21 protein-coding genes are annotated in these 17,414 nt (G+C 35.7%); 6 read left to right on the forward strand and 15 right to left on the reverse strand.

Going from position 1 to position 17,414, the window contains the following annotated elements; genetic code table 11:
• Positions 1-30: 30 nt before the first annotated feature.
• The 4 genes from nhaC to AC4GZ8_RS10475 all read right to left on the reverse strand — a co-directional run bounded on the left by nhaC (position 31) and on the right by AC4GZ8_RS10475 (position 4,256).
• Positions 31-1,407, reverse strand: a complete 1,377-nt coding sequence (gene nhaC / locus AC4GZ8_RS10460) for a Na+/H+ antiporter NhaC (protein ID WP_491081792.1) — start codon at positions 1,405-1,407, stop codon at positions 31-33.
• 341 nt (positions 1,408-1,748) lie between these two features.
• Positions 1,749-3,059: a globin-coupled sensor protein gene (locus AC4GZ8_RS10465; protein ID WP_491081793.1), complete on the reverse strand. Its 1,311-nt coding sequence runs from the start codon at positions 3,057-3,059 to the stop codon at positions 1,749-1,751.
• 195 nt (positions 3,060-3,254) lie between these two features.
• The gene (locus AC4GZ8_RS10470) at positions 3,255-3,755 is read right to left on the reverse strand and encodes a universal stress protein (protein WP_491081794.1); all 501 of its coding nucleotides are present in this window, start codon (positions 3,753-3,755) and stop codon (positions 3,255-3,257) included.
• Between the two features lie 183 nt (positions 3,756-3,938).
• Entirely contained in the window at positions 3,939-4,256 is a 318-nt protein-coding gene (locus AC4GZ8_RS10475; protein WP_491081795.1) for a hypothetical protein, read from the reverse strand.
• A 207-nt stretch (positions 4,257-4,463) separates the two neighbouring features.
• Between AC4GZ8_RS10475 and AC4GZ8_RS10480 the strand changes: the two genes are divergently transcribed.
• Together AC4GZ8_RS10480 and AC4GZ8_RS10485 are read left to right on the forward strand one after the other, a co-directional pair.
• The gene (locus AC4GZ8_RS10480) at positions 4,464-4,667 is read left to right on the forward strand and encodes a hypothetical protein (RefSeq protein WP_491081796.1); all 204 of its coding nucleotides are present in this window, start codon (positions 4,464-4,466) and stop codon (positions 4,665-4,667) included.
• Positions 4,648-4,965 carry a YbjQ family protein gene (locus tag AC4GZ8_RS10485; protein WP_491081797.1) on the forward strand — a complete coding sequence of 106 codons (318 nt, stop codon included), beginning with the start codon at positions 4,648-4,650 and terminating at the stop codon, positions 4,963-4,965. Before AC4GZ8_RS10480 ends, AC4GZ8_RS10485 begins: the two co-directional genes overlap by 20 nt.
• An 86-nt stretch (positions 4,966-5,051) precedes the next feature.
• Here the strand turns inward: AC4GZ8_RS10485 and AC4GZ8_RS10490 are convergent, their stop codons facing one another.
• Positions 5,052-5,177 carry a hypothetical protein gene (locus AC4GZ8_RS10490; RefSeq protein ID WP_491081798.1) on the reverse strand — a complete coding sequence of 42 codons (126 nt, stop codon included), beginning with the start codon at positions 5,175-5,177 and terminating at the stop codon, positions 5,052-5,054.
• A gap of 219 nt (positions 5,178-5,396) precedes the next feature.
• On the reverse strand, positions 5,397-5,615 hold the full coding sequence (locus AC4GZ8_RS10495) for an alpha/beta-type small acid-soluble spore protein (protein WP_491081799.1): 219 nt from the start codon (positions 5,613-5,615) through the stop codon (positions 5,397-5,399).
• A 365-nt stretch (positions 5,616-5,980) separates the two neighbouring features.
• Between AC4GZ8_RS10495 and AC4GZ8_RS10500 the strand changes: the two genes are divergently transcribed.
• A complete protein-coding gene (locus tag AC4GZ8_RS10500; protein WP_491081800.1) occupies positions 5,981-6,223 on the forward strand; it encodes a hypothetical protein in 243 nt (80 codons plus the stop codon).
• Positions 6,224-6,262: 39 nt separating this feature from the next.
• Here AC4GZ8_RS10500 and AC4GZ8_RS10505 read toward each other — a convergent pair whose 3' ends face one another.
• From AC4GZ8_RS10505 to AC4GZ8_RS10540, 8 genes are all read right to left on the reverse strand, one after another.
• Positions 6,263-7,375: an ABC transporter ATP-binding protein gene (locus AC4GZ8_RS10505; RefSeq protein ID WP_491081801.1), complete on the reverse strand. Its 1,113-nt coding sequence runs from the start codon at positions 7,373-7,375 to the stop codon at positions 6,263-6,265.
• Between the two features lie 128 nt (positions 7,376-7,503).
• Positions 7,504-8,403: a PucR family transcriptional regulator gene (locus AC4GZ8_RS10510; protein WP_491081802.1), complete on the reverse strand. Its 900-nt coding sequence runs from the start codon at positions 8,401-8,403 to the stop codon at positions 7,504-7,506.
• A gap of 134 nt (positions 8,404-8,537) precedes the next feature.
• Positions 8,538-8,729, reverse strand: coding sequence for a hypothetical protein (locus tag AC4GZ8_RS10515; protein WP_491081803.1), 192 nt, complete (start codon positions 8,727-8,729; stop codon positions 8,538-8,540).
• Between the two features lie 107 nt (positions 8,730-8,836).
• Entirely contained in the window at positions 8,837-9,046 is a 210-nt protein-coding gene (locus tag AC4GZ8_RS10520; protein ID WP_491081804.1) for a YheE family protein, read from the reverse strand.
• Positions 9,047-9,129: 83 nt separating this feature from the next.
• On the reverse strand, positions 9,130-10,176 hold the full coding sequence (locus AC4GZ8_RS10525; RefSeq protein ID WP_491081805.1) for a YheC/YheD family endospore coat-associated protein: 1,047 nt from the start codon (positions 10,174-10,176) through the stop codon (positions 9,130-9,132).
• Positions 10,163-11,536 (reverse strand): YheC/YheD family endospore coat-associated protein, encoded by a 1,374-nt coding sequence (locus tag AC4GZ8_RS10530; RefSeq protein ID WP_491081806.1) that lies wholly within the window; start codon positions 11,534-11,536, stop codon positions 10,163-10,165. The genes AC4GZ8_RS10525 and AC4GZ8_RS10530 overlap by 14 nt, the downstream gene beginning before the upstream one ends.
• Positions 11,529-12,623 (reverse strand): YheC/YheD family endospore coat-associated protein, encoded by a 1,095-nt coding sequence (locus AC4GZ8_RS10535; RefSeq protein ID WP_491081807.1) that lies wholly within the window; start codon positions 12,621-12,623, stop codon positions 11,529-11,531. The genes AC4GZ8_RS10530 and AC4GZ8_RS10535 overlap by 8 nt, the downstream gene beginning before the upstream one ends.
• Before the next feature lie 29 nt (positions 12,624-12,652).
• Complete coding sequence (locus AC4GZ8_RS10540) at positions 12,653-14,008, reverse strand: YheC/YheD family endospore coat-associated protein (protein WP_491081808.1); 1,356 nt, start codon at positions 14,006-14,008, stop codon at positions 12,653-12,655.
• A gap of 116 nt (positions 14,009-14,124) precedes the next feature.
• Between AC4GZ8_RS10540 and AC4GZ8_RS10545 the strand changes: the two genes are divergently transcribed.
• The 3 genes from AC4GZ8_RS10545 to AC4GZ8_RS10555 all read left to right on the forward strand — a co-directional run bounded on the left by AC4GZ8_RS10545 (position 14,125) and on the right by AC4GZ8_RS10555 (position 16,803).
• A complete protein-coding gene (locus tag AC4GZ8_RS10545; RefSeq protein ID WP_491081809.1) occupies positions 14,125-15,261 on the forward strand; it encodes a DUF445 domain-containing protein in 1,137 nt (378 codons plus the stop codon).
• A gap of 90 nt (positions 15,262-15,351) precedes the next feature.
• Positions 15,352-15,699 (forward strand): YlbF/YmcA family competence regulator, encoded by a 348-nt coding sequence (locus AC4GZ8_RS10550; protein ID WP_491081810.1) that lies wholly within the window; start codon positions 15,352-15,354, stop codon positions 15,697-15,699.
• A 231-nt stretch (positions 15,700-15,930) separates the two neighbouring features.
• Positions 15,931-16,803 carry a Cof-type HAD-IIB family hydrolase gene (locus AC4GZ8_RS10555; protein ID WP_491081811.1) on the forward strand — a complete coding sequence of 291 codons (873 nt, stop codon included), beginning with the start codon at positions 15,931-15,933 and terminating at the stop codon, positions 16,801-16,803.
• A gap of 33 nt (positions 16,804-16,836) precedes the next feature.
• Here the strand turns inward: AC4GZ8_RS10555 and AC4GZ8_RS10560 are convergent, their stop codons facing one another.
• Positions 16,837-17,382: a hypothetical protein gene (locus AC4GZ8_RS10560; protein ID WP_491081812.1), complete on the reverse strand. Its 546-nt coding sequence runs from the start codon at positions 17,380-17,382 to the stop codon at positions 16,837-16,839.
• Positions 17,383-17,414: the final 32 nt, after the last annotated feature.

The following is a 17,414-nucleotide window of genomic DNA, read 5'->3' on the forward strand; positions in this document are numbered from 1 at the left end:
TAATCCTAAGCCAAAGTAAAAACCGTCTCATTATGAGACGGTTCTTCGATCTTTCATATAACCATATAAAATAGTAAAAGCAGGGGACAGATAAAGGAAAAACGCAAAAGGTAAAAATGATAAAACAGGTACACCTAAAGTTTGAGCAAAGAAAGCACCGCTGACTCCCCATGGAATAAGAGGGTTGATTAATGTTCCTGCATCTTCCAAAGTCCTAGATAAATATTTTCGATCTAATTGCATCTTTTCATAAAGTCCCTTAAAAGACTGACCCGGTATTAAAATGGACAAATATTGTTCACCAGTAAGTAAATTAACTCCAAACGAAGAAGACGCAGTTGAAAGAATTAACTGTCCTTTCGAATGAATTCTATCAATTAGTCCATTTAATAGAGTAGGAATGATTTTAAGTGAATCAAGCAATCCTCCAAAAGCAAATGCAATCAGGATGAGGGAAATTGACCACATCATAGATTGTAAGCCGCCACGATTTATCATATTGCTTACTTGTTCATTTTCAATTGGAAAGGAAGTACCGTTTTGCAGAACATTTAGAAACTGACTAAGCGAAATTCCTTGTAAGCTGACTGCTGTTAGGCCTGCGGTCATAATTCCTACAATTAAAGAGGGGATAACGGGTATCCTTTTCACGGCCAGGATAATCACGATAATTGGTGATAACAGCGTTAAGCTGCTAACATGAACCTGTGACTCAATCATCAGGATCATATTTTTCATCTCAGATAGGGAAGCAGCATCGATTGGTGTCATTCTTCCTAAAATGAAGAAAATCACAGTTGTAATGAGTATACTTGGAATAGTTGTGAAAAACATATGCCTTATATGAGTAAATAAATCAACAGCTGCAACACCAGAGGCAAAATTGGTTGTGTCTGACATAGGAGACATTTTATCGCCAAAGCAAGCTCCAGAAATAATAGCCCCTGCCAACCATTCAATTGGCAAACCGATTGCCATACCAGCACCCATAAGAGCAACCCCGATTGTACTAACAGTTGTAAAAGAACTGCCGACTAAACTTGATATGACCATACAAGAAAAAAGTGTTGTGGTAAGCAAGTAATGGGGATTAATAACGGTTAAAGCATACGCCATGATCGTTGGAATCGTCCCGCTGCTCATCCAGGCACCAATTAGCATCCCAATTAGCCCTAAAATAATAATTGGCTGCACACCATTTTGGATGCCTTTTACCAGGCCAGTTTCTAACTGTTTCCATTTAAAGCCTCTAATCAGTCCAATGATTAAAATAACCATCAAGCAATTGAGTAAAGCAATATGTGGTTCAGTTTTTAATATAAATAAACTTGAAAAGATAACCGCTAAAATGAGAAGTAAAAGCACGACGGCTTCCTTAAAACGAAACATTTCTTTTTCTTTATTCATGAAAGACTCCTTTATCCTGCTCTTAACGGGCAGTAAGACCCTGACCTCAAGCTTCCCGAGTTTACAAAGAGGGGAGATGGGGGGATAACTGCCCGTAAAGGTCCGATTGGTTCAACTATCAGTGGGAGAGGAAGAAAACCTACACTGATGGAAGTTTCACTGTATAACTTAAACGCTTTTACGCTTTTTCGTACAAAAGTATTATACCAGTCTAATTTTTTGTGTCAATTAGAATTATATTTATTAATAATTTCGTTATTATGTATTTTGTTGGAATAATATTACAACAAAAAAATCAGTGAGTTTTCTCACTGATTTTATAAAAAGATCGTCAGATGATATTAGATTGTTTTTGCGATATTTTTTAATTGGTCAGATGTATCTGCGATCGAATGGATAGCATTTGAGACTTCATGAATGACATTTGTAAATTCGGTTAAGTCTGTTTTGGATTGCTCGCTTTGCTCTTTATGTTTATTCATAATGCCTAGAATCGTATCAAAGAATGAGTTCATATCATTCATTTGATCAGATCCTTTTGTTGTTAAGTCTGCTACACTATTAATGGAGTCAGAGATACTGTCAATTTGAGTATGAATATTTGTAATTAAGCTTGATACGCCTTGTACAGAATTTTTTGTTTCCTCTGCAAGCTTGCGAACCTCACTAGCTACAACCGCAAAGCCCTTTCCGTATTCGCCTGCACGTGCGGATTCAATGGCTGCATTTAAAGCTAGTAAATTTGTTTGTTCTGCAATCGAAGTAACGATGGAAACTACTTGATTGATTTTCTCGGATGTTTGTTCGAGAGACTTCATTTTTTGCAAGATTTCTACTGTGCTCTGTTCAATGAATGTCATTAATTTACTTTGTTTTTCTAAATCACTTTTTCCATTATGAGCCTGATCTTCTGCGGTTGCAGCGGCTTCGAAACGATCAATGGAGTATGAAGCAATTTCCTGGGATTGGGCGAGAATTTCTTGGATGAAGGCCTTTGTATGTTCCGTTGTCTCTGCTAATTTTGCTGCCAGGTGGTTCACTTCTTCTCGAATTTGGTCCTTTTCACGTTCATTTTCAGCACGAACTGCGGCATACTCATGATCATATGCCTCTAAGACAATCTGCTGTTCTAAACTAAATAATTTACTAATACTCTGAATAGCCTGGATAACTTCACCTTTTGTATTGAAATGAGGTTCAATTGTATTGATGATTGAAGTAAGGAGTTGTTGGAATCCTGCCATATACCATTTTGCTTCAAGGCCAATCTTTACATGAATATGTGCAATTCTTCTCATTCTCTTAACATCTTCCAAGTCTATTTTTCCGTTAAACATCTTTAATACATGTGCTTTGAGCGTTTCTTTTAGACGGTCAACAGAACTATGTTCGTTGATAATATCGATGAGACCTTGTCCAGCTTCAAACGAACCGTAAAAAGTTCGAACAATTTCTTCAATGTTTTCTTCAACATATGGTTTAACTTTCAAGGCAATAGCAAGGTCATGCTTTGTAATCCCAAGCATGTTGATTTGAGAAAGCAGTTCTGGTTCATCTATTCTTAACACAACTTTTGATAAAAGGGCTTCTAGTTCTTCTTTGTTTGTTGAAGCAGCCGCTTTTTTCTCTTTTCTTAATGATAAGATACCCATGAAAAATATACCCCATTTCGTAAATATATACTCACTAGGTATATCGGCATGGAATTTAGAGAATTTAGTTTTTGGAAAAATAAAAATTAGAAAATCTTGGATAGCAGAAAGGTCTAAGTTCTCTTTTTCATGTCCTATTATTCATAGACATGAAAAAAGAGGTAGAAAGTTGAATTCTACCTCTAGAAAAAAAGACTACTTCGCTATTAATACTGGAATGGTCGATAATTGTGAAACCTTTTCACTTACACTGCCAAAAATTAATTTTTTCAAACCGCTAATATTACGGTTTCCGACAATAATCAAATCCCCATTGTTTTCTTGGGCATAGGAGACGATGGCATCAGATGGTTCACCGTACGATATTGCTACATTTGCTTTCATATGATGATGTTGTAAAATACGTTTTGCTTCTGTTTCTAATTCGATTTCTTCCTGACTTTTATCCTCTTGAACCTGTGAAGAAGCTTCATCCTGTGCAACAGGAACAACAGGATAATTTCTCATTTCTCCAACAGTGTGTGCAGGAGACATTATAGATGTTTGATCCAGATGATGAAGCGGCTTTTCTTTTTGGATATAAATCACGGACAAATGAGATTCCAATTTCTTGCTCATACTTATTCCTAATTCGAGAGCTTCTTTACTATCTTTTGTACCATCAAATGCTACAATTAGGTGGTTAAGGTTCTTCATGTATCATCATCCTTTCAAATGGGTTTTTATTTGATTTAACGGCAAACTGTTTTAAAATTGGAACCAATTGATTCCAAAGCCAACAAACTAAAAAATTAGATTAAGTAAGAAACTTATAATGACAATGGCTCCAATAATCATCAAAATGGTTCTTAACATTCAGAACTCCTCCAATTTAGATCATTAAATTTTTGCTTTTACGATTGCCTGCATCATTGGTTTTTTCATTGATCTTGATTTGGATGAGATGATCTCCCTTAAATCATTAAGTTTTAAATGTGGAAATGGTCCATCAATAATTAAACTTATCTCTTGTCCATTTTTTGTTGTTAATAAATAAGTAAAAAAGGTTGAGAAATTTTCAGTATTGATAACGCTTTTATTATTTTTGACTAAGTAGATGCTTCCATTGTAGGACTTGGCTAATTGACTTATTTTTATCACCTGATCAATTCGTAATTGATTTTCGAACGTACATTTTAACGTAATGGGTTTATTCATATGAATTCCTCCATAGAAAATTATTGTATGTTGTTTTCTGATTACTTACCTCCACCTGTCAGTTGAGAAACCTATTATGAGAAAAACACGACAAAAGTCCTTATGTAGTTTTGGCTTCTATGACTCGCATAATGTCGGATAAAAAGCATTCATCTTTTAAGGTAATCAAGGTATAGTAGAAGGAGAAGAAATGGAAGGAAGTTGGGGATGGAAAAGCTAAAGTACATAAGCATGCTGTCTGCGGTTGTAACACAGATTGCAGGAATCATTTTTTTATTCATTAACATAAAAATTGCCATTGGGTTATTTTTTGTGTATTTTCTTTCATTGCTTATTTTAGTTATAGCGTTCATAAAAATTCGATTAGATGAGAAAAAGGAGGATGACAAGAATGATTATCGTGACTACTGAGACTGTTCCAGGAAAAGAGACAAAGGAATATAAGGGCTTTGTTAGGGGAAGCACTGTTCAATCTAAACATATAGGAAAGGATTTAATGGCGGGGTTGAAAACCATTGTTGGTGGTGAACTAAAAGAGTACACAGAAATGATGGAGGAAGCTCGTCAAAAAGCAATTGGGCGAATGGTAGAAGATGCGAAGGCAAAAGGTGCTAATGCAATTGTATGCATGAGGCTTGAATCATCAGCTGTTATGCAGAATGCTTCAGAAATCATTGCTTATGGAACAGCAGTAACGGTAGAGGAATAAGGACGCAAGGGAAGAGGGGCTGGTGAATTCCAGCCCTTTTTATATTGTTGTTAAGAATGGATTTTGTTGTTACTAAGTAAAGATTGTTAATCAAACTTTTTCTTTACTTGGTCCCAATAGTATATTTGTGGAAAACGGACATATAGTATATATTCATGAAATATGGTATAACCAACAAATCCAACTTGCTTCCAATCAATTGCATCAAACATATTATTCAGCTCCTTTTCATAAGAAAGGTATATGAATAGGGAAGGACATAAAAAGATGCTTTGGTAAAGTATGAGGAAAGATTGAAGGATAGTATTTTATTCAAATGAAGATTTACTTTACTATATGGTCATAAGAACTTGTTTGATACATATTTCTGTATAATAAAAAGAGAAGAGACCAACACAAAGTGTTGGTCTCTAGCCAATTATATGAAATTGTTATTGTTGAGAAAAACCGCTCATAGATTGTTGAGCCATTGATACTAAACGCTTAGTGATTTCTCCACCTACAGAACCGTTTGCACGTGAAGTAGTTTCTGCACCAAGGTTTACACCAAACTCAGAAGCGATCTCATACTTCATTTGATCAATTGCCTGAGCTGCTCCAGGTACTACTAATTGATTTGACGAATTGCTGTTTGAACTGTTTTGTGCCATCTTACATTCATCTCCTCATAATAGATTTTTAATGGTTGGGTTAGCTGGATTTGCACCAACATATGAAGGAGGTTTGTCCCTCATAGCCTAACTCGGCGTAACCCATTGATGTAAATGTTTTGTATTATTGTTGATACTAGTATTATGGATAAATTTTTGAGCGATATTCATTTTTTTTATGGTATTTTTTTCATCTTTTCGATCAAACTGACCAAATAAAGATGTTTGATTAATTGTTAGTATTTTGAGTAAGTAAGATTGAAATTATGCATTAAATTTAAGCTTAAAAAGACTTTCCTAGATTACATAAATGGTCATTTATTTTGGGATTCTAACGTTATGAGATGATAAAAGGGGATGAAACGATGCATCTATGTCCTTTGTGTAATGGTCTTGGAACAACAACAATTCAGTGTCCAAATTGTCAAACAATCATGGAAGATGTAGGAAAGGTTACAGATTATTTTGATGATTATAGTGCCTATATGGATATTGATATCATGAAGCTATATGACGGTCATGTAACTTCATTAGAAGACCACCTATGTTTTCATTATTTTTATTGTCAGAATTGTCAGCATCAAGAAACAAAACCTATTCAGGAATAAGAAAAAGAGGGCCTATATAGACCCTCTTTTACCAGATATTTATTTTTCGCCAGCAGGACGAATACGTAATTCAGTTTCATTATCGAAGAAGTGAGCTTTGTTCATATCTAAAGCTAAGTCAAGTGACTGACCAGGTTTAACATCAGTACGAGAGTCAACACGAGCGACAAATGATTGACCGTCGATTTCAGAATAAAGCATTGTTTCAGCACCCATTAACTCAGCAACTTCAATTGTAGCTGTGATTTTAGAACCTTGAGAAGACTCGATAAATACCGGCTCATCATGGATTTCTTCAGGACGTACACCCATTAAGATTTCTTTATTCACATAGCCTTGTTCACGAAGATATTTCATTTTTCCTTCTGGTACAGCTACAGACGTTTTTCCGAATGAGAATTTACCGTCTGTTAACGTTCCTTTGAAGAAGTTCATTGCAGGTGATCCGATGAATCCGCCAACGAATGCATTTTCAGGCTTGTCATAAACTTCTTTTGGTGAACCGACTTGTTGGATAATACCATCTTTAAGTACAACAAGACGAGTAGCCATTGTCATCGCTTCAGTTTGGTCATGTGTTACGTAAATAGTTGTTGTTTGTAAGCGTTGGTGAAGTTTTGTGATTTCAGCACGCATTTGTACACGAAGCTTAGCATCAAGGTTAGATAACGGCTCATCCATTAAGAATACTTTTGCATCACGAACGATTGCACGACCTAATGCAACACGCTGACGTTGACCACCAGATAATGCTTTTGGCTTACGTTGTAAGTATTGTTCAAGACCTAAGATTTTAGCTGCTTCGTTTACACGACGATCAATTTCGTCTTTTGGTAATTTACGAAGTTTTAAACCGAATGCCATGTTATCATATACATTCATATGCGGATAAAGAGCATAGTTTTGGAATACCATCGCGATGTCACGATCTTTTGGTGCAACATCATTCATACGTTTTCCGTCGATGTAGAAATCTCCTTTTGAAATTTCCTCTAATCCTGCTACCATACGAAGTGTAGTAGATTTACCACAACCAGATGGTCCAACGAATACGATAAATTCTTTATCTTGAATATGAAGATTGAAATCTTCTACTGCTGTTACTTTATTATCATAGATTTTATAAATATTTTCTAATTTTAACTCTGCCATTTTGAATTCCTCCCCATTTTTGAAAGCGTTTTAACTTGGTTTAATTGTAAGGGATTTCAATAGAAGAAGTAAACGTACAAGTTGCACGAAAAATACTAGGCTCATTTGTGCAACTTGTAAACGCTATCCTAGTTTTCATTCTTAACAAGTACGATTGATAGAAATATAAAGACAGCATTTGAGAATGTACGGATATCTAACCCTGTTTTTTCTAGTAATTTCTCTAGTCTATATTGAAGGCTATTTCGGTGAATAAATAATCTTTTTGCTGTCGAAGAAGCATTTAAATTGGAGTGGAAAAATGCTTCGATAGTATGAAGAAGTTCTTTATCTTCGATTGCATCTATTAAATGATTGGATAATATTTTTCTCTTACTAAAAGCAGGTGCTTTCATGATGAGAAGTGGAAGTGCTTCGTAAAAACTCATAACTTTTTCTCGATTACTAGATCGATGTAATGTATGAAAACAGCTTTGTTCTAACAGAAACTTCGCCTTTAGTTCTTCATCGTTTTTCTGAAGCTGTCCAATATATATAAAGGGTTCAACATAGAAGTCTGTTGTTAGTGTATCACTTAAGTCTTTTAGTATTTCTACTTCAAGTGTAGACTGAGGCTTGTCTTCAATGATAATCCCATGTGATAAGCTTAACCAAATGATAAGCTCGGAGTTTATAATCCCTTTAACGGCTTCCTCAAAATTTTGTTTATCATCAATCGGCTGCTTTAAGAAAAAATAATAAAAACGGACAGTTGGATTCTCATCAGGAAGTGGTGAAGACAGCTCACTATCTTCTGTAAATAAAAATTTATACCATTTTTGCTGGCTGATTGTAAAAGTATCTTCACTTACATTTTCTAATGGTTGAAAAAGGGATGAGAGTAATTCCTTTTCACTAGTATTCAAAGCTGTTTTTAGAATCCCGAAAACTTGACCTACATCTGTTTGAAACCATTCATAAGTCGTATCATGAGGGATATATGTAGAAGTCATTGCTTCTTTAAAGTATTTCATCAGATTATCTAGCATGAGATTGCTCCTTTTGTACGTTGTCCATATATCCATTATAAGAAAGAAACGAAATGCATAAAAGGAAAATGTAAGATGTTCATTCATAAAAATAGAGAAGGGACAGTTTACCTGAAACTGTCTCTTCCCTCTGATTACTCACCTGCATTATATGGTGGATCTTCCTCAATAAGTTCACGGGCTTCTTCAATATTTGCAGATTTTTCTCTCATGTGAACAGAGCCACCTGATAGCCCTTCATTAATGATCCGATCTATATCTAAATAGGCCTTGTCTTTTCCTTCATAATTAAGATCCTGTTTAACACCTAACTCTTTGTCTGGCATGTATCAACCCTCCTTTTGCACATTAGTTTGTGCAAGGGAAGAATTGATCATTCAAGTTTACCCCACTCTTAATGGACAATAGAACCCACGCTGATGGAAGTCTCGCTTTATTCATACACATGAAATAGCATTAGGTCGTGGATTTGTGATTGAAGATCTGTTTCCGCTTCTTTTGGTGGTTTTTGGGATCCCCATTCAATCTGTCCATTTTTATGATATACACCATCATAGTGTGCACCTCTAAAGTAAAAGGAAATCCGCCAACCAGGTAAATTTGCTTGTTTAAACAATGGTTTATATTGAAAATGTGTAATCAACTGTATCGCTCCTTTCCTAGATTCTCGTTTTGTCCTTCATATGTTATATAAAAAATAATACGGCAAAACCAGGAAAAATCCTTCTACCTAATATTGGGATTTCGGGAAAGGGAAAGGAATAGTTCAACTAGCTGAACAATCCGTTTCTGTTGTATATCATTCTCATCAAAAATCATTGGCTTTGAATTTATTTCAAAAAGATATAGTGAAGAATCTGTTGCTACTCCAATGTCCATTGAAAATTCTCCAATAAACCCAAACTTCTCTGTTAAAATTGCTCCAACTTGATTTGCCAACAAGTCAATTTGTTCAATTGAGCAGCGATCTTGGACTTTTTGAAAGGAAAGAATCTCCCCGCCATTTGGTACATGTGTGACAATCGAGCCCTTAGGAGCTTTGCGGACTCCAACACCTACAATTGAATAGCCGCCTTTTTTGTACATACAAAGGACTCGTAAATCATATTTACATCCGTCAAACTTGTCCGTTTCGATTTCCTCTTGAATAATATAAGAATGGCTTTGAAGAGAGTTTTCTATCCAAGTTTTCAATTCGGAAGTGGATATCATTAATTGTTCCTGCTTCGTTTGAATTGTAAAATGATGATCGTGTTTCATCATCCTAACGATTCCGCTTCCTTTATACCCATTTACAGGCTTGAGATAAAGAGAAGGGTAAGTATAAATAAGGTTATCCAGATCTACTTCTTTCGTGTAAATCCATGTTTTGGGTAAATATGGCTCAAGGTTTTTCTGCTTAGACAAAGCTAAGTGACAATCCCATTTGTTAAAGAAGCCTGGGTTAAAGAAAGGCTTTTCTTGCTGTTTGTATAATTCGTAAAGATGCTGAAATTCAGAGGAAGTTTCTTCAGATCTCGTTGAAATCTTATTATAAATAAGATCTGGGAAAGGGAAAGAGACCTTTCCCCATCGATTATAGCCTTCAAAATAGACATAGCCTGATATACGATCTGCATGAATATTATCATTCGTAAAAACAAATGATTGAGCTCCGAAATTCTTCATTTCCTTTTGAATGGACTTAAAAACGGTTATATCTCCACGGAATGTATCTTTTTTTCGACCTTTGCTTGCATAGATACCAACTAAAGGGTAGTTATAGATCTCCATTTACAATTTCCTCAGGTTGAAGAATGGCCTTTTTGGATAAATATAGTCCATATTGTAATGAAGCTTTGCGGGTGATGAGATCAGCATCCTTAAGCTCAGGGTGTGAAAAAATTGATCTTCCGGGCTTTGAATTTGCTTCGAACATCCAAACTTTACCTTCTGTATCAATACCTAAATCAAAACCAATTTCTCCAATAAATCCTTTAATATGCAGGTCAATGCTTTTACTTAGTGCAATGGCAGCCTCTGTTAAATCATGAAAGGCTTTTATTCTTTCTTGTGGTTCATTGTATATTTCCTCAAGGCTTTTTACGACACCGCCATTATTTAAATGAGTTGTAACACTGCCTTTCCCTGCAACCTTTGCTGCCAGGGCAGTGACTTGCCATGTTCCATTTTCATCTTTATTTGTATGAAGACGAAAATCGATTGGTTTTCCTTCTATACGAGCTAATTTAATTCCTTGTTGAGCTAGATAGCTTGAAAGATCTCTGTCCTTAAAGGATGCTTTTAGAAAACTTTCTAGAGAAGAATACTTCCTTAGTCGATTGATTTCATTATTGTCTCGATATCTTGAGTAATACATATTTTCTTCACGTGAATACATGATCTGATAAACACCTAAACCTAAACTTCCATTTGCTGGCTTTAAATAAATGTTTTGGAACTTTGAAAGCATTTCTTCCATTTGGCTTATTGTAGGTGTATGAATGGTTTCAGGCAAATATTGAGCAGCATCACTGTCATGAATAAGGAGCTGATGAATGGACCACTTATTGAAAAAGCCGGGATTGTACCATGGTATTGAGTATTCTTCTATGAGACGTTTTTTAATTGTTTTAAGTGCATTATGGTTTTCAATTCGTCGATTAGGAAGGCGATCATACACGACATTGGGAAATGGAAAAAGTCCTTTTTTCCATCCGGATTTTCCATACGTATAACCTTCAATTGTCCCGTCCTCCCAATTGATATGAGGGGCTCCAAAAACATACGAATGAATACCAACTGAATGATCAATTGATAAAAACTTGGCAAAAAAGAGGGACCGCTCACCAATTGGTCGTAATATCGATTCTGTAAATCCGGCAGTGAAAATTCCGATAACAGGTCCTAAATGTAGGGTATTATCTTGAAAAATAAGATGGGTACTTCCCCCAATCGGAAGGAGAAGCTGTTTAGCAACCTCCTCTGAAACCATTATTTTATCTTGCAAATGATCATCATATAAAATTTCACACGGGAGGGTAACCGTACCAAAAGAAACGAAATGTATATCACCATTCTGCTTTGAATGTTGAGGTAAATAGATAGTAAAATCCTCTGAATTAGTTGTTTGTATAGAATAGATCTTAGTCAATGAACGTAGCTCCTTTTTGATTATTTATTTGTAAATACTTACAGTAAGCTAATGGAGATTCATAGAATGTTTGTTTTAACTGAGGCTTTGTTTCAATAAATGTTTTTCTCCCTGGCTTTGAATTTACATCTAATATCCAGATCGAACCGTTTTTGGCATAGCCAATATCAATGCCTAGCTCAAAAAGCCGGCCAAAGCTGTCTTCAAGCAGAGACGGAAGGTGTGAAAGAATAGTGGACAGCTCATCTTCAAGTAGAAATCTTTGTCTGGGGGTGAGCTGCTCTGACCACTGCTCGTAAGTAATGGGTTCCCCACCAGTTGTTAAATTTGACAGGAATGATCCCCGATATCCTTTTCTCACTCCTTTTTCAATATGTGACCAATGGCCATCAGCATCCTTTTGAAGCAAAATTCGTATATCAAATGGATATCCTTCTCTATCGACGAGTGGAAGGAGAGGTTGAAGTAGATAGCCTTGTTGCAGTAATAGACGTTCACACCATTCAGTGAATGTTTCGATAGAATGAAACCTTCTTGTTTTTTTGTCTGGACCATTATGGTAGGTAATCATAATTTCTTGTGGAGTTTGATGGATGGCTACAATGCCAAGCCCTCTTGAACCAATAATGGGCTTTAGTATACAACTCGAGTCATTCTTTAACCGCCTCAGAATTTGCACAGCGGTTTGGACAAGCTCAGTGTCAGGCAGGTATGAATTAAGGTGGTTGTTTTTTTGGATACATGAATAAACCTTCCATTTATCAGGTAGCCCATATCCTAAAAAAGTGGTAGTTGGATTTTTTTTCAGCCATTCAACAATTGGTTTGCACCTTTTTGAAGCATGACTTTGATTGTAAAAGCAGCGGTCATAAATAAACGGAGGAATGGAAAAAGTATCGTTTATCCATGTTTGGGTTGATTGTTCAAAGGTTTCACCAATTATGGTTAAGTCAATAGGATCAATGGAAGTGGGGACAAATCGAACACAATTCATTCCGTATGAAGCACATCGCTTGGCAATCTCTGTCACATACCCATTTTCATGTGATAAATGGACTGACATTATTCCTAATGTTATTTGTTCCAAACACAACACCCCTTTGGTCAAACGGTAGACTATTTCTGTTCATATAAGAATTGGCAATAGTGGATAATTGATTTTGCTGAAGGACGGACCTTTCCATGTTTAGGATCATCCTCTGATTTTGATGGCTTCGTATTTACTTCGATAATCCAAGGATGACCATCTTCATCAAGTGCAAGGTCAATTCCAAATTCGCCAAATTCTCCGCCTGCTTGAATACAGATGACCTCTACGATTTCTAATGAAAGCTCAGCCAATAGTTTCCTTAAATGACCTGATTCTTTATCTCCAAAAAGCTCTTGTAGCAATTCCTTTATCCTGTATACCTCTCCGCCTCTTGCTAAATTTGCGACAAATTGTTGTTCTGCAGACACTCTTGCAACAGCAGAAGTAACCTTCCAATGATGGCGGTCCTTTTTATGACATAAAAACCGGAAATCTAGTGTGCGATTTTTATAGGATTTAAGCGGGATCGTTTCTTGTAAAAGAAAGCCTTCTTTCTTTAATCTAGGGTATAAAGCTCGAAATAGTTCATCAAAGCTTTCATATTCGTTATTGATATCACCCGAAAAGGTTGTGAAATCAAGGTGGAAATGGTTTTCATTCATTTGTTTTACTCGAAAAATCCTTTTTCCTTGGCTTCCATTAATTGGCTTAATAAAAAGATCCTTCTTCTCAGCGATCATATTCATTAAAGTTTCCTTCGACTCTAATAATCGGCTCTCAGGGAGATATGGAAGAAGATGCTCATTCGCAGAAAGAATCTGATGCACCTCCCATTTGTTTAAAAAACGATCATTAAAATACGGGATCTTATGTTCAATTAAATCGGTTGTAAGGTCTAAGAAATCCTTTGATTTTTCTAGCTTTCGAGAATGAATTCGGTTGTGTACAATGTCAGGATATGGAACAGTTGCTTTTATCCACTTATCTTGATAAAAGTAATAACCATTCATTTTGTCCTTGTTATAGGAAGAAAAAGAAAAAATATAGAAAAAACAACCGTTGTTCTTACAAAATATGGCGAGTTCCTTACAAAACTCATGGATAGAACCAAAGTGTATATCAGGATCTTTCCCTCTTACTTCTGTTAGAACGCCAATGACGGGGCCAAGTTTTAGATGGTGTTGGGCAATGAGTTGTCCTTGGAGTGACAGCGTGTGATGTGGCAGATGCAGCTCATCGAACATCCTGACGTTTAAGGACAAACTAAGATCCTCTTCATCTATAAATACGATGGGGCAGGACACAGTATGCATCCCACAACTAATTTTTAAGGAATGAATAAGTTTGGGAAGACCTAGATAGTCTCTCAGGCCGGTGCTTATTTCACAAATATCATATTTCGATATTGAATTTTCTCTAATATCAATGGACTTTCGCGTCATGTAAATCCCTCATTTGCTCGAGATGAAGCCAAGCTCTATAATGTTCTTAGGCAGATGTTGATATAACATCGTATGTGACTAAAAAAAATCGGTGATGTTGTGGAAGGTAGATGGTAATGGAACAAGTAATAATGGCATTAATGATGATTATTGTTGGGGCTGCAATTGGCGGAGTAACAAACTCCTTGGCTATTAAAATGCTATTTCGCCCATATAAAGCAATCTACTTTTTAGGGAAAAGAGTGCCTTTTACACCAGGATTGATTCCAAAAAGAAGACAAGAGCTTGCGAATCAATTAGGGAAAATGGTTGTTGAGCATTTATTAACTGCCGAAGGAATCAAACGAAAGTTTTTACAAACGCAGTTTCAAGAGCAGCTGATATCATGGGGAGAAATACAAGTAAAAAAGGTGACGCATTCACAAAAAACGGTCGAACAGATCCTAACTTCTTTTGATGTGAAGGAACCATCACATGTAGCAAATCATTTGCTTAAGAAGTTTTTGCAGGGAAAGTATGGAGAGATTGTGGGTAAACATAAAAACAAACCTCTTCAAGAATTGCTTCCAAAGAATTTATTAGATGAAGCTTATGTAGCCATTCCGAAAATCGGACAATTTATTATTGATAAAGGAATTACCTACTTTGAAAGTAATGAAGGAAAGCAAAAGCTGAAAAAGATGATTGATGATTTTTTAGCGACAAGAGGGATGCTTGGCAACATGATTGGGATGTTTTTAGGAAATGAAAGTCTTGTAGATAAAATTCAACCAGAAGTTATCAAATTTTTGAAAAATAAAGAAACACATAATTTAATCACGACATTAATTGGTCGAGAATGGAACCAGATTCAAGACATGACCCTTGAGGAACTGGATCAAAAATGGGGCTTAATTGAGAAAGGCTCAACACTATTAAATACAGTTGTTGATAAATTAAATGTTGAAGAAATGTTATCAAAGCCAATCTCAACCTACTTAAAACCTAATGAAGAAAAAATAATTCGCGAATGGCTGCCTAAGGCTGCAACTCTTTCCATTCATTATCTGACTTCACATCTAGAAAGTCTGCTTAAACAATTAAAGCTTGAAGAAGTTGTTCGTGAACAAGTAGAATCATTTGCTGTGGAAAGACTTGAGGATATCATTCTTTCGATTTCTCGCAAGGAGTTTAAGATGATTACATATCTTGGAGCATTGCTTGGAGGAATTATTGGAGGGTTACAATCCATCATTGTCATTTTTGTTCAGTAAATATCCTTGCATCCCATGCAATTTTGGATAGAGTTTGTTATAGTGAAAGAAGAGCCTACATAGGTTAAAACTAGAAAGGAGGCTCATCATATGTCAGAGAATTTATATGATGTTGCAAACAACTTAGAAAGAGCACTACGTGAAAGTGATGATTTCAAAAATCTGAAAAGACTTTATGATGAAGTCAATGCAGATGAATCTGCAAGCAAAATGTTTGAAAACTTCCGTAATATTCAATTAAACCTTCAGCAAAAACAAATGCAAGGTCAAGAAATTACGCAAGAAGAAATTGATCAAGCACAAAAATCTGTGCAACTTGTCCAACAGCATGAGTTAATCTCTCAGTTAATGGCTGCTGAACAACGTTTAAGCATGGTTGTAACAGAATTAAACAAAATTATTATGAAGCCACTTGAGGAAATGTACGGCAGTATGTAAGACGACTAGTATACATAATGTTATGTAATTTTGAAACAGAATGGATTTGATGTCCGTTCTGTTTTTTTTATGCATAGTAGCCAATGAGTATCTTCCAATAAAATCAATTACTATTTAATACGAAGGAATTTACTCTACATACTAAAATCATGTCCTATCTCTTGTTCTATTTTTCATAAAAGGGACATAACTTCATAATAGGTTTTGACATCTGTAGAAGGGGGACCTGTTGTGACTGCATATCGATTACTTGCTTTGAATATTGATGGAACATTGCTTCGATCAAATGGTCGTCTTCAACCATCCACGAAAGAGGCAATTGAATTTGTGAAGGGAAAAGAAGTGTATGTGACGCTTGTAACAAATAGACATTTTCAATCTGCGAGAAAGCTTGCTAAAGCATTAAAGTTAGATTCCTTACTTGTTACACATGGAGGAGCATTTATCTCTGAAAATTTAGATAAGCCTTTTTTCGAAAGGCGGATTTCAGAGGAAACGACATTCAATCTTGTACAGGTATTAGAGAATTTTAATTGTAATATTCGCATTACCCATGAAAGGTTTTCGATTGGAAACAGGAAAAAGGTTGCTCCGAATTTATTAAGTAAATCGATATTAAATACATCAGATTCTATGTTTTATCCTGTTCAATTTGTTGATTCCTTAGGCGATACCCTTCGTGATGAGCCAGTGTCTGCAACTAGAATTGATGTACATTTTAGACGTGAGGAAGAAAAGGTAGAGGCTGAAACCGTATTGAAAGAAGCTTTTGATGAGGTAGATATTCGAAGTATTTCATCACCAAATAGCTTTGATATCGTCAAAAAGGGAGTATCTAAGGAAAATGGACTGCGTGTATTAGCAAATCACTTAAAAATCCCATTAGAACAAACAGTAGCGATAGGTGATGCTGAAGATGATCTCGGAATGATTTCTTCGGCGGGATTAGGAGTCGCAATGTGGAATGCGCCATTTGAGGTAAAACGTGCTGCAGATTGGGTTACTCGTTCAAATAATCAGCAGGGTGTAGACTATATGGTAAAAGAACATTTTCGCAAGCAGCAAAGACAGGAGTTTTTGCGGAAAATTAAAATTGATAAATAGAAGGAGGGAGAGGCAATCTTTCCCTTCTTTTATTTATTTATTTATCGACGGGTAATCTGTTAATTTCCCTTCATAAACAAGCTGGAGTTGTGGGTGACTTCGGAAGTCATCAGGTGTCACTAACGCTGGAAGTTTATCCCATAGTTTTATTCCAGAGCGATGAAGCATTTCAGCGACGAATTGAGAGCAAAAGTACGAATTGCTAAATTCAACGGGCTCATTTAAGGAGACTCCTAAGACACCAATTAGGTTATATAGGAACTTTTTCTGGTTTTTAATAAAAACATTCAATACTCTTCTCATTTTTTCAACATCACGATTTGATACTTCTAGTTTGTAAATCACACAGGTCGTTTCAGGATATTTACTATAAGTCCCTGTAGATATATCTTCCTTAACAAAACCGCCGTTAATCGGGTTATTAGGATTTTTTCTCCCGAAGCTGTACATTTCTGATAAATGTTCATCAAATGAAATCGAAGCATGATTATAAGGAGCCTTAGTGTATTTTTTTATAGACTTCGTAAATAATGTCCCTGTGTCAGTCAATAAAATATAAATATATGTTTTAGGAGTCATATATTTTCCCCTCTTTTAAATTTTTCCATAAT

The organism is Metabacillus sp. RB-C-LZQ-3-1, from assembly GCF_058315175.1.

What these genes read in the sequence shown, in the direction of transcription:
- AC4GZ8_RS10480 (WP_491081796.1), top strand. Translation starts at nt 4,464, where the DNA reads ATGGAAAAGCTAAAGTACATAAGCATGCTGTCTGCGGTTGTAACACAG.
- AC4GZ8_RS10485 (WP_491081797.1), top strand. Translation starts at nt 4,648, where the DNA reads ATGATTATCGTGACTACTGAGACTGTTCCAGGAAAAGAGACAAAGGAA.
- nhaC (WP_491081792.1), bottom strand. Translation starts at nt 1,407, where the DNA reads ATGAATAAAGAAAAAGAAATGTTTCGTTTTAAGGAAGCCGTCGTGCTT.
- AC4GZ8_RS10510 (WP_491081802.1), bottom strand. Translation starts at nt 8,403, where the DNA reads ATGCTAGATAATCTGATGAAATACTTTAAAGAAGCAATGACTTCTACA.
- AC4GZ8_RS10550 (WP_491081810.1), top strand. Translation starts at nt 15,352, where the DNA reads ATGTCAGAGAATTTATATGATGTTGCAAACAACTTAGAAAGAGCACTA.
- AC4GZ8_RS10490 (WP_491081798.1), bottom strand. Translation starts at nt 5,177, where the DNA reads ATGTTTGATGCAATTGATTGGAAGCAAGTTGGATTTGTTGGTTATACC.
- AC4GZ8_RS10515 (WP_491081803.1), bottom strand. Translation starts at nt 8,729, where the DNA reads ATGCCAGACAAAGAGTTAGGTGTTAAACAGGATCTTAATTATGAAGGA.
- AC4GZ8_RS10525 (WP_491081805.1), bottom strand. Translation starts at nt 10,176, where the DNA reads ATGGAGATCTATAACTACCCTTTAGTTGGTATCTATGCAAGCAAAGGT.
- AC4GZ8_RS10500 (WP_491081800.1), top strand. Translation starts at nt 5,981, where the DNA reads ATGCATCTATGTCCTTTGTGTAATGGTCTTGGAACAACAACAATTCAG.
- AC4GZ8_RS10475 (WP_491081795.1), bottom strand. Translation starts at nt 4,256, where the DNA reads ATGAATAAACCCATTACGTTAAAATGTACGTTCGAAAATCAATTACGA.
- AC4GZ8_RS10505 (WP_491081801.1), bottom strand. Translation starts at nt 7,375, where the DNA reads ATGGCAGAGTTAAAATTAGAAAATATTTATAAAATCTATGATAATAAA.
- AC4GZ8_RS10470 (WP_491081794.1), bottom strand. Translation starts at nt 3,755, where the DNA reads ATGAAGAACCTTAACCACCTAATTGTAGCATTTGATGGTACAAAAGAT.
- AC4GZ8_RS10465 (WP_491081793.1), bottom strand. Translation starts at nt 3,059, where the DNA reads ATGGGTATCTTATCATTAAGAAAAGAGAAAAAAGCGGCTGCTTCAACA.
- AC4GZ8_RS10540 (WP_491081808.1), bottom strand. Translation starts at nt 14,008, where the DNA reads ATGACGCGAAAGTCCATTGATATTAGAGAAAATTCAATATCGAAATAT.
- AC4GZ8_RS10560 (WP_491081812.1), bottom strand. Translation starts at nt 17,382, where the DNA reads ATGACTCCTAAAACATATATTTATATTTTATTGACTGACACAGGGACA.
- AC4GZ8_RS10495 (WP_491081799.1), bottom strand. Translation starts at nt 5,615, where the DNA reads ATGGCACAAAACAGTTCAAACAGCAATTCGTCAAATCAATTAGTAGTA.
- AC4GZ8_RS10545 (WP_491081809.1), top strand. Translation starts at nt 14,125, where the DNA reads ATGGAACAAGTAATAATGGCATTAATGATGATTATTGTTGGGGCTGCA.